Origin of the sequence: Nitrosospira sp. Nsp14 (assembly GCF_900113575.1) — a bacterium.
Taxonomy (GTDB): Bacteria; Pseudomonadota; Gammaproteobacteria; order Burkholderiales; family Nitrosomonadaceae; genus Nitrosospira.
On sequence record NZ_FOPV01000001.1, the window covers coordinates 274402 to 286146 of the forward strand.

8 protein-coding genes are annotated in these 11745 nt (G+C 55.6%); all 8 read right to left on the bottom strand.

The annotated features are described in order from the left end of the window. Positions 1 to 4: 4 nt before the first annotated feature. Complete coding sequence (gene zwf, locus BM022_RS01190) at positions 5 to 1567, bottom strand: glucose-6-phosphate dehydrogenase (protein ID WP_371264274.1); 1563 nt, start codon at positions 1565 to 1567, stop codon at positions 5 to 7. 26 nt (positions 1568 to 1593) lie between these two features. Then, positions 1594 to 3258 carry a phosphoglucomutase (alpha-D-glucose-1,6-bisphosphate-dependent) gene (gene pgm / locus BM022_RS01195; RefSeq protein ID WP_091136128.1) on the bottom strand — a complete coding sequence of 555 codons (1665 nt, stop codon included), beginning with the start codon at positions 3256 to 3258 and terminating at the stop codon, positions 1594 to 1596. 78 nt (positions 3259 to 3336) lie between these two features. Next, positions 3337 to 5430: a transketolase gene (tkt, locus tag BM022_RS01200; RefSeq protein WP_091135973.1), complete on the bottom strand. Its 2094-nt coding sequence runs from the start codon at positions 5428 to 5430 to the stop codon at positions 3337 to 3339. Between the two features lie 168 nt (positions 5431 to 5598). Further along, complete coding sequence (pgi, locus tag BM022_RS01205) at positions 5599 to 7245, bottom strand: glucose-6-phosphate isomerase (RefSeq protein WP_091135975.1); 1647 nt, start codon at positions 7243 to 7245, stop codon at positions 5599 to 5601. Beyond that, positions 7242 to 8012: a CDP-diacylglycerol--serine O-phosphatidyltransferase gene (pssA, locus tag BM022_RS01210; RefSeq protein ID WP_091135978.1), complete on the bottom strand. Its 771-nt coding sequence runs from the start codon at positions 8010 to 8012 to the stop codon at positions 7242 to 7244. The genes pgi and pssA overlap by 4 nt, the downstream gene beginning before the upstream one ends. A 335-nt stretch (positions 8013 to 8347) precedes the next feature. Then, the gene (ilvC, locus tag BM022_RS01215) at positions 8348 to 9364 is read right to left on the bottom strand and encodes a ketol-acid reductoisomerase (protein ID WP_091135981.1); all 1017 of its coding nucleotides are present in this window, start codon (positions 9362 to 9364) and stop codon (positions 8348 to 8350) included. 87 nt (positions 9365 to 9451) lie between these two features. After that, positions 9452 to 9943 carry an acetolactate synthase small subunit gene (gene ilvN, locus BM022_RS01220; protein WP_091135983.1) on the bottom strand — a complete coding sequence of 164 codons (492 nt, stop codon included), beginning with the start codon at positions 9941 to 9943 and terminating at the stop codon, positions 9452 to 9454. A gap of 3 nt (positions 9944 to 9946) precedes the next feature. After that, a complete protein-coding gene (locus BM022_RS01225) occupies positions 9947 to 11650 on the bottom strand; it encodes an acetolactate synthase 3 catalytic subunit (RefSeq protein WP_091135986.1) in 1704 nt (567 codons plus the stop codon). Positions 11651 to 11745 lie beyond the last annotated feature (95 nt).

The following is an 11745-nucleotide window of genomic DNA, read 5'->3' on the forward strand; positions in this document are numbered from 1 at the left end:
CTGGTCAGACTTTCGAGTCAGGATTGTGCCAGCAGCCATCCCGGGCGATCAATTCTTCGGCGACAGGAGGTCCCCAACTGCCCCGTTCATATATTACCGCCGGATGATGTTCGGCCAGCACGGGATCGATCACGGCCCACGCTGCATCTACCGCGTCTTCTCGTGTAAAAAGACTTCCATCGCCAACCATGGCATCATGCAGCAGCCGTTCATAAGGAGATTCACGTCCAAAATGCTCTTCTACCAGGCAGAGTTCGCGCTGATCGCCGATAAACGCCTTGCCTGGGAGTTTGACACGGGCTGCAATGGCAACGGCAGAGATGGGAGACAGCCGGAAGCGTAAATAATTAGCTTCGCATGCCTCTGACACCGAGTCGGCAAACAGCCGTTGCGGAGGCGGCTTTAGCTGGACAACCACCTCAGCGGCGGTTTCCGCGAGAAACTTACCCGAGCGCAAATACCAGGGCACGCCTTCCCAGCGCCAGGAATCGATGAAAAGCCGCAAGGCGCAGAAAGTCTCAACATCTGAATCTTTGGCTACCCCCGCTTCATCGCGATATCCGTCATACTGACCGCGCACCAGATCATCGGCTGCGACGGGCCGCATGACACGAAAGATATTCACTCTTTCGGCTTGAACGGTACCCAGGCCGGCATAGGGGGGTGGCTCCATGGCGAGCAAGGCGACAATCTGGAATAGATGGTTCTGAATCACGTCGCGAAGGCAGCCGACGGATTCGTAAAACGCACCCCTTCCTTCTACGCCGAAATGCTCTGCGAGTGTTATCTGAACACTGGCGACATAGTGTCGGTTCCAGATCGGCTCAAGGAACGAGTTGGCAAACCTGAAATACAAAATATTCATGATGGCCTCTTTCCCGAGAAAATGATCGATGCGAAAAATCGATTCTTCCGGGAATACAGACCGCGCGATGCGGTTGAGCTCACGTGCCGAAGCCAAGTCGCGTCCAAACGGTTTTTCAACAATAACTCGAGCATCGCTTGCCAAGTCCATAGCGTGTAGCCCTCTTATCACGTTCTCAAAGAGGGATGGCGGGATGGCAAGATAATGCACGGGCCGCTTGGCGTCCCCGAGAACCTGCTTGAGCTCCTTGAACGTATCGAGGTGATTGTAATCGCCGCGCACGTATCGAAACAGAGAAAGCAGGTGGTCGAGCGCGTTCTGGTCGTCAACCTTTCCGGAGGGGCTTACGGCCTGGGCTATCCTCTCGCGAACCTGCTCGAGACTCCACGGCGAGAATGCGACCCCGACCACCGGAACGTTGAGGAAGCCTTGTTTTACCAATGCATAAAGCGCTGGAAAAATTTTCTTGTAGGCCAGATCGCCGGTTGCGCCGAACAGCACCAAGGCGTCCGACGGCGCGGTGCCTTTGTTGATCTCCTGCATTTTAGCCTCCTCCTCGTTCTCTATATCCGGATCTCTACAGCGTATCTCGCTACGCGTGGGCCGGTTGGGTATCCCGCTGTTACTGCGGATGCGCCACACGAGGGTCGCTATCCGCATATTCTCATATATCTGTGACCCTAGAGTCAGACGCCAGCGCATGCGCTGGCCTGGTATTCCGCGAACCGTCAGGAGAATTCGCGCTTCGAGGAAGAGGACAGCGCATCGCCAACGATAGACTGGGCTTCCTCAATGATGCGATTCAGGTGATCCGTTCCCAGATAGCTTTCGGCGTAGATCTTGTAAATATTCTCGGTGCCGGATGGGCGAGCCGCAAACCACCCGTTTTTCGCGATTACCTTCACGCCGCCAATGGCAGCGTCATTGCCAGGCGCCCGCGTAAGCACCGTCTGAATCTTTTCTCCAACCAAGGCGCCGCCCGTAATTTGCGTGGGCGACAACCTGGACAGAATCTCTTTTTGCGCCGGCGTTGCTGCGGCATCGACGCGTGCAAAAACGGTCTTGCCAAGCTCGTGCTCGAGTCTCTGGTATATCTCGCCCGGATCCTGGGCGGTGCAGGCCGTGATCTCGGCGGACAGCAATGCCGCGATGATCCCATCCTTGTCGGTCGTCCAGGCGCTGCCATCACGGCGCAGGAATGAGGCCCCCGCGCTTTCCTCACCGCAAAATCCGAGCGAGCCCGCGCCCAGCCCGTCCACAAACCATTTGAACCCAACCGGCGCTTCGTAGAGCCTCCGGTTGAGCTTGGCGGCTACCCGATCGATCATGCTGCTGCTGACTACCGTCTTGCCTACTGCAACTCCCGCATCCCATTCCGGGCGGTTCTGAAAGAGGTAGTGCACAGCAACAGAAAGATAATGATCTGCCGGTAGCAAACCTGAGCTCCGGGTTACGATGCCATGCCTGTCGTGATCCGTGTCACAAGCGAAGGCAATGTCAAAACGGTCCTTCAGATCGATCAAGCCTCGCATGGCGTAGGGGGAAGATGGGTCCATGCGAATTTTGCCATCCCAGTCAACAGTCATGAAACGGAAGGTTGGATCGACCATTTCGTTTTCCACAACAAGATTCAGCCCGAAACGGTCTGCTATTGCCGGCCAGTAATGAACTCCGGCGCCGCCAAGCGGGTCGACCCCGATGCGAATGTTCGCGTTCCGTATCGCATTCACATCAATCACATTGGGCAGATCATTCACGTAATTGTTGAGGAAGTCGTGCTGATGCGTTGTCGGCGCGCGCAATGCGTTTTCGAAACGGATCCGTTTCACACCCGCGAGTTTGTTCTTGAGTAAGTCATTGGATCGGGCTTCGATCCAGCCGGTTATATCAACGCCCGCGGGGCCGCCGTGTGGCGGGTTGTATTTATAGCCACCACTGTCGGGCGGGTTATGAGAGGGTGTAATCACGATGCCGTCGGATTGTCCGCGCGGTTTGCTGCGGTTGAAACTCAGTATGGCGTGGGAAACCGCAGGGGTGGGAGTGTACTCCCCATTTTTTGCTACCATTACGTCAACCTCGTTAGCCGCCAGTACTTCGAGGGCACTGGCATATGCGGGCTCGGAAAGTGCATGGGTATCGATGCCAACAAATAGCGGTCCGCTGATATTTTCTTTTGCGCGATATTCACAAACTGCTTGAGTGATGGCGAGGACATGCCATTCATTGAAGCTGTGTTCCATCGAAGAACCGCGGTGACCGGAAGTACCGAATCTGACCCTTTGCCCCGGCTCGGATTCGTCGGGAATCCGCGTGTAATAGGCAGTAACCGCCGCGGGTACGTTCAGCAGCAGGGATGCGGGAGCGGGTTTTCCCGCGAGAGGACTGGTCGCCATAATTATTTTTCCGTAACGTATTGCGATTCTGCGAGGCTCAATTTGAGTGCCGGTGCCGGACATTAAGCCACATCATGACTATCCCTGGGCGTGCCGGGCGATTTGTTCCTTTGCTGCGACAACGACATGTCCGGGGGTAAATCCGAAGTGATCGGCGACAATTTTCCCGGGGCCGGACAAGCCGAAACAGCGCATGCCGAGAATCGCTCCCGAAGTTCCAGCATAGCGTTCCCATCCGAAGATCGATGCCTCTTCCACGGCGACGCGGGCGATGATCTTGGGGGGCAGAACGCTGTCGCGGTATTCCTGGTTCTGGTGTTCAAACAACTCCCAGGAAGGCATGCTGATAACACGGGCATTGATTCCTTCCGACTTTAGCTGTTCATATGCGAACACACAGAGAGAAACCTCGCTCCCGGTACCCAGCAGCAGCACGTCTGGTTTTCCGTCGGGTGCATCGGCGAGGACATATGCGCCGCAGGAAACCCCACTTTCTGACGCGTACCGGCTGCGATCGAGCGTTGTCACGGCCTGCCGAGACAGGATCAGGCAGACCGGGCGCTCAGTTTGTCGCATGATCACGCGCCATGCTTCAACCACCTCATTCGCGTCCGCTGGCCGCAGCACAATCATGCCGGGCGTTGCACGCAAGGACGCCAGGTGAGCAATTGGCTGGTGCGTTGGCCCATCCTCCCCGAGGCTGATTGAATCGTGCGTCCATATATAGATGATTGGAATTTCCATCATCGCGCTAAGTCTGAGCGCGGCGCGGCAGTAGTCCGTAAAGACAAGAAAACTTGACGCATAGGGACGAAGTTTCGATAAGCTCATCCCGTTGGAAATGGCGCACATCGCATGTTCACGCAAGCCGAAATGCAAGTTGCGTCCGCGATAGCTTCGCTCGTGATCGGTGGGAAGTGCCGGAGCCTGAAAGTCACCGGATAACGCGCCCTTCAATTCCGTCTTCGTCGAGGGTGCGAGGTCTGCGGCGCCACCAAGGATCCAAGGTACCTTCGAGGCAATGGCGTTCAGCACGGTACCCGAAGATTCGCGCGTGGCGAGGTCCTTCGCGTCCGGAGGGAAGGCTGGCAGATCGGCGTCCCAGTCGGGCGGCAGGCGACGGTCCTGCATATATTCGATCTGTTCGGCCAGATCTGGGTACTGCGAACGGTAAGTGGTCAGCAATTGTTTCCAGGCCATATGGGCTGCTTTGCCGCGTTCTCCAAAATGGGCATTAAAATGTTCCTTGACGCCATCCGGGATGTGAAATTGCGCGTCCGGGTCGCAACCGTAAAACTCCTTGGCCCGCCGCGCTTCCTCAGGACCCAGTGGTTCCCCATGCGCTTCGCGCGTGTCCTGCTTGTGCGGCGCTCCATAACCGATGTGGCTGCGCACGATGATGAGTGTGGGACGGTCCTGCAAGGTGCGAAACTTCTCGTACGCGCGCGTCAACTGCGTTAGATCGTTCGCGTCGTCAACATGCTCCACCTTCCATCGATAGGCGGTGAACCGCGCGGCCACGTCTTCGGTAAAGGTGAGGTCAGTCGACCCCTCGATCGTGACGCGGTTATCATCGTAGATCCAGCAAAGATTGGCGAGTTGAAGATGCCCAGCCAGGGATGCGGCTTCAGCACTGATTCCTTCCATGATATCGCCATCGCTGCAAAGGGCATAAACATGGTGGTTGAACAGGTCGAAGCCGGGGCGGTTATACGTGGCCGCGAGCCAGCGACCGGCTATCGCCATCCCAACGCTGACACCCGCTCCCTGGCCGAGCGGCCCGGTTGTCGTTTCCACACCGGACGTCCAACGATACTCGGGATGGCCTGTGCAACGACTGCCCGCCTGCCGGAAACGCTTCAGATCGTCGAGGGTTACGGCCTCCCTGTTGCTTTCATCATAGCGGGGACCCATCGCTCTTACACTAGTAAGATGAAGCAGGCTGTAAAGCAACGCCGATGCGTGGCCCGCCGAAAGTACAAACCGGTCCCGGTTCGGCCACTCCGGGTCATCGGGATCATAGCGGAGAAAGTACTGCCACAGGCAGTATGCTGTCGCTGCCGCGCCCATTGGCGTGCCGGGATGGCCGGAATGTGCATTTTCGACCGCATCGATGGATAAGCTGCGGAGCGTAGCGATACAGATCCGGTCAATTTGTGTTTGATCGGTCATGGAAGTGTCCGGTTACATAGGTTCGCTGTGCCAAGCAGCAGATAATTTCTAAAGACTAGACTTTCGTTCCTCTAATACGTAAGCGCCTCGGCTCGCGGGAGACGGATTCACGTAGCTTATGTAGTATAGATATAACGGCGCCGTTTTCAACCAGCGCGCGTTTTGGATTCAGGCGGCCGCGTTTTTTAAACGTAGATAGCGCCGCATCAGTGCGCTCGTTGAGCTATCGTGCCTGAAAGGGGTTTCATCAGGATTATCGAGTTCTGTGATAATGCGGCGAGCCAGCGCCTTGCCCAGTTCAACTCCCCATTGATCAAACGAATCGATCTCCCAGATTGTCCCTTGCGTGAAAACACTGTGCTCGTAAAGGGCGATCATCGCGCCAAGGCTGTAGGGTGTGAGGCGCTCGAGGAGGAGCGTATTTGTCGGGCGGTTACCTTCGAAACTGCGGTGCGCGCACAACCAGTCGGGCGTTCCTTCGGCTTTCACTTCATCCTCGGTTTTTCCGAAAGCCAACGCTTCAGTCTGGGCAAAAAGATTCGCCATCAGTACGTCGTGATGGTTTCCAAGCGGATTCAAGGTTTGACAGAAGCCAATAAAATCACATGGGATCAGGCGTGTACCCTGATGGATGAGCTGATAAAAAGAGTGTTGACCGTTCGTTCCAGGTTCCCCCCAAATGATGGGCGACGTCTGGTAGTCCACATGAACACCGCCGACCGTGACGTGCTTGCCGTTGCTTTCCATAGTCAATTGCTGCAAATATGCCGGGAAGCGCTTGAGGTATTGCTCATAAGGCAGCACGGCAATCGAGGCTGCGTCAAAGAAATTGTTGTACCAAACAGCCAGCAAACCCATAAGAACCGGGAGGTTGCGATCGAACGGAGATGTCAGGAAGTGCTGGTCCATCGAGTGACACCCTTCCAGCATTGCCCTGAAATTGTCGGGTCCGACGGCCACCATGGTCGAGAGCCCGATGGCAGAATCCAGCGAGTATCGTCCGCCTACCCAATCCCAGAAGCCGAACATGTTGGCCGTGTCGATGCCAAATTTGGATACTTCTTCCGTATTGGTCGAGACGGCAACGAAGTGCCGGCTCACCGCCAGGCTATCCTTGAGTTTGGCAAGAAGCCATTGACGAGCCGCATGCGCGTTTTCCAAGGTTTCGGTTGTGGTGAAAGTCTTCGAGCAGACGATGAAGAGGGTCTCTTCAGGCGCGATCGCGCGCGTCGCCTCGGCGAAGTCGGTGCCGTCGACATTGGATATGAAGCGGAAATTCATGTCGCGAAGCGAGTAATGGCGAAGCGCTTCATATGCCATGACCGGGCCGAGGTCCGAGCCACCGATGCCAATATTGACAATATTGCGAATCCGTTGGCCGGTGTATCCCCGCCATTGCCCATCCCGCAGTTTGCTGGCGAAGTCAGCCATACGGTCGAGGACCGCATGTACTTCCGGCACGACGTCAATGCCCTCAACGACAATTTTCTCCGACCTGGGCGCTCGTAAGGCAATATGCAGGGCCGGACGCTGCTCCGTAGAATTGATCGGTTCGCCCTTGAACATCGCGGTTATATGTTCCCTCAGCTGGCACTCATCCGCCAGACGCAACAGCAGCCGCAGCGTTTCGCGGGTGATCCGATTCTTTGAGTAGTCGAGGTAGATGCCGGCTGCTTCCGCTACAAAGCGCTCACCGCGTTGGGGATCCTCGGCGAAGAGCTGCCGCAGATGCACATCCTTCATGGACTGGTAGTGATCTTCGAGCGCATGCCATGCGGGGCGCTTTGTCAGGGAATTGGAAATGGAGGGAGTCATGGTGGTGGGCTCTCGCTACTCGTTCTCTTCTTCCTGATCCATCGCCACGCCCGCAACACATAGCCGGAGAGCGCATAGAGGAAGAAAAGGCAGAACAGTACAACAGGTGGATGGCTGGGAATCAGCACGAAGAAAAAGAGTGCCAGCAGCAGAACGGTGATGAAGGGCACACTTTTGCGCAAATTGATTTCCTTGCCGCTGTAATAAGGGATGTTACTTACCATTGTCAAGCCCGCGAACAGCGTGATGCTCCACGCAAGCCAGCGGACGTCCGTGCCGGCTATTTCAAAGTCGAGCATTACCCAGACCAAACCGGCAATCAGTGCTGCCGCGGCAGGACTCGGGAGGCCTTGAAAGAAACGCTTATCCACGACCCCGATGTTGGTATTGAAGCGGGCTAGACGTAGCGCGGCGCAGACGCAATAGATGAAAGCGGCGATCCAGCCAAGCTTGCCCATACCCTTGAGCGCCCATTCGTATATAACCAGCGCAGGCGCTGCGCCAAACGAAACCATGTCTGATAGGCTATCGTATTCCGCGCCGAATTCACTCTGCGTGTGGGTCAAACGGGCCACGCGCCCATCCAGTCCATCCAGTACCATGGCGATGAAGATGGAAACGGCCGAGTGTTCAAACCGGCCGTTCATCGCCTGCACAATGGCATAGAATCCGGCGAACAGCGCGGCAGTGGTGAAAAGGTTGGGCAGCAGATATATGCCGCGCCGGCGGAGATTGGATTTGAGAAGGCGTGGATGAGGATCATGCATCGTTCATGCAATACCGGAGGAGACCGAAAGATGTTAACCCGTTATTGGCCGACGGTAAACAGAAGTCCAGCGTGCAAGGTCCTCCCACATCCGGAAACATGAGAGCTGCGTGTTCGCATCTGTTACCCCATGCAATAAATCACGCTTCGACTATTCGGACGAAGCTGCGAACCGAATCAGCCCGACTGGCGGACCGAAGAATACCGGCCGCAGCATTTGCGATTCGCCACGAACATACCGTGGAAAAGGAAGGCTGGAGAACGAGGAAATATGGATGAAAGCGCCGGATGACGCGGGGAGGGGTGCGGAAACCCCTCGCGCCGTCCCGGTCTATTTTAATTTTTTGCCTGATCGACCAGCTTATTTTTTTTGATCCAGGGCATCATGTCCCGCAGCTGGGTGCCGACAGTTTCAATCTGATGAGCTGAAGCAAGGCGGCGGCTGGCTTTAAGCATCGGCGCTCCCGCCCGGTTCTCCAGAATGAATTCCCGCGCATATTCCCCGATCTGAATTTCATGCAGGATCTTGCGCATTTCGGCCCGGGTGGCCTCGGTGACAATGCGCGGACCACGCGATATGTCCCCGTATTCGGCGTTATTGGAGATGGAGTAGCGCATGTTCGCTATCCCACCTTCATAGATCAGATCGACAATCAGCTTCACTTCGTGAAGACACTCGAAATAGGCCATTTCCGGCGCGTATCCCGCTTCGACCAATGTTTCAAAGCCAGCCTGAATCAGGGCGGTCAGCCCACCGCACAGGACCACCTGTTCGCCAAAGAGATCAGTCTCGGTTTCTTCCCGAAAATTGGTTTCAATCACGCCCCCGCGCGTGCCGCCGTTGGCAGCTGCATAGGAAAGCGCCAGGTCTCGCGCCTTGCCGGATTTGTCCTGATGCACGGCGATGAGCGAGGGCACGCCACCCCCCTGCACGTAGGTCGAGCGCACCAAATGCCCGGGCCCCTTTGGCGCGATCATGATGACGTCGAGATCCTCGCGTGGCGCTACCTGCCCGTAATGCACGTTGAAGCCATGAGCAAACGCCAGCGTGGCACCATTTTTCAGGTTGGGCTCGATCTCGGAGGCATAAACAGCGGCGATCTGTTCATCCGGGAGCAGCACCATTACTACATCGGCACCGCTCACGGCTTCTGCCACTTCCTTGACGTTCAGGCCGGCCTTCTCCGCTTTGCCCCAGGAAGCACCATCCTTGCGCAGCCCAACAGTGACCGTTACACCCGAGTCGTGCAAATTATTGGCGTGAGCGTGACCCTGCGAGCCATAACCAACAATGGTAACTTTCTTGTCTCTGATGAGGGACAGATCCGCGTCTTTATCATAATAAATATTCATGTTTTCCTTATGCTTAAAAGAAGTAGAAAGAGAAAGCGCGCATGCAAGCGCCGGGGAACGGGTTTTTACCCATCATGCAGGACCGTACTAGACCTTTAGTATCCGCTCGCCGCGGCCGATGCCGGAGGCGCCGGTCCGTACTGTCTCCAGGATGGAGCTGCGTTCGACGGCCTCAAGAAATGCGTCGAGCTTGGAGCCGGTACCGGTCAGTTCGATGGTGTAGGATTTATCGGTGACATCAATAATGCGGCCACGAAAGATATCGGCCATCCGCTTGATTTCCTCGCGATCCTTGCCGAGCGCGCGCACCTTTATCAGCATCAGCTCGCGCTCAATGTGTTCTCCATCGCTCAAATCGACCACCTTGACTACGTCGATGAGCTTGTTTAATTGTTTGGTAATTTGCTCAATCACATCGTCTGAACCGGCGGTAACGAGCGTCATGCGGGACAAAGTGGGATCTTCGGTGGCTGCGACGGTAAGAGATTCGATATTATAACCGCGGGAGGAGAAGAGTCCGGCGACGCGAGACAACGCGCCCGCCTCGTTTTCCATTAATAAAGAAATGATATGGCGCATTTGTTATACCAGAATCATTTCAGAAAGACCCTTCCCGCCGGGCACCATAGGGAATACGTTCTCCGTCTGGTCGGTAATAAAATCCATAAATACCAATCGCTCTTTGAGCTGGAATGCCTCCTTCAGGGCGCCTTCCACATCTTCCGGGCGTTCAATTTTCATGCCGACGTGGCCATAACTCTCCGCCAATTTGACAAAATTCGGCAGCGCATCCATATAAGATTCAGCATAACGATTGCCGTGAAAGAATTCCTGCCACTGTCTTACCATGCCCATATAACGGTTATTCAAATTAATGATTTTGAGTGGCAGATTATATTGTTTGCACGTAGACAGCTCCTGGATGCACATCTGAATGCTGGCTTCGCCGGTAATGCACGCGACCACGTTCTCGCGGTTCGCAAACTGGACCCCCATGGCCGCCGGCAGACCGAATCCCATCGTTCCCAGTCCCCCCGAATTGATCCAGCGGCGGGGAAGGTCAAACTTGTAAAACTGCGCAGCCCACATCTGGTGCTGGCCCACGTCGGAGGTAATGAACGCATTCCCCTCCGTCACCTCATAAAGCTTTTCAATCACCCATTGCGGCTTGGTGACTGTGCTGGAGCGGTCGTATTTGAGGCAATTACGTGCCCGCCACGCATCGATCTGAGTCCACCACGCGTCAAGCGCGGTCTGCTCGGGCTTTTCCTTGCGCGCCTTGAGCTGTTTTATCAATTCATCCAGTACGTCAGTAACATTGCCCACAATCGGAACATCGACCTTGACACGCTTGGATATGGATGAAGGGTCGATGTCGATGTGTATGATCTTGCGATCTTCATTGAAGAAATGCTTGGGATTGCCAATGACTCGATCATCGAATCGAGCCCCCACGGCGATGAGCACGTCACAGTGTTGCATGGCCATGTTGGCTTCATAGGTGCCATGCATGCCCAGCATCCCGACAAACTGCTTGTCCGTGGCAGGATACCCCCCCAAACCCATCAATGTATTTGTGCAGGGAAAGCCCAGCATTTGTACCAGCTCGGTGAGCCGTTCCGCCGCATCGCTCAGTATGACCCCGCCCCCGGTGTAGATCATCGGCCGTTTGGCTTCAAGTATCAGCTGCACCGCTTTTCTGATCTGTCCCGCATGCCCCCTGGTAACCGGATTATAAGAACGCATCGTGACGCTGTTCGGATAGATAAATTCTGCTTTTTGCTGACTCACATCCTTGGGTATATCTACGAGCACGGGCCCGGGGCGGCCCGTAGAAGCAATGTAGAATGCTTTCTTGATGGTCGCCGCCAGCTCATCGATGTTCTTCACCAGAAAGTTATGTTTGACGCAGGGGCGCGTTATACCCACTGTATCAACTTCCTGAAACGCATCCAGGCCAATGGCATGGGTGGGGACCTGCCCGCTGATGATGACCAGGGGAATGGAATCCATGTAGGCGGTTGCGATCCCCGTGACGGCGTTGGTGACGCCGGGCCCCGACGTGACCAGGGCCACGCCAATCTTGTTACTGGAGCGGGCGTAGCCATCCGCTGCGTGCACCGCCGCTTGCTCGTGCCGCACTAGTACGTGCTTGACCTTATCCTGTTTGAATAACTCGTCGTAAATAAACAGCACGGCGCCGCCTGGATAGCCGAAAATATAATCCACGCCTTCCTTCTGCAAACAACGCACCGTAATTTCAGCGCCCGTCAATTCCGTGCTCATGCTTTCTTCGTTTCCAATGTTGGGTGCGGCAAAATATTAAGTAAAACACTGAACAGTAACGGTTAGGCGGTGATTGGTCAACCCCTTGACAGGAG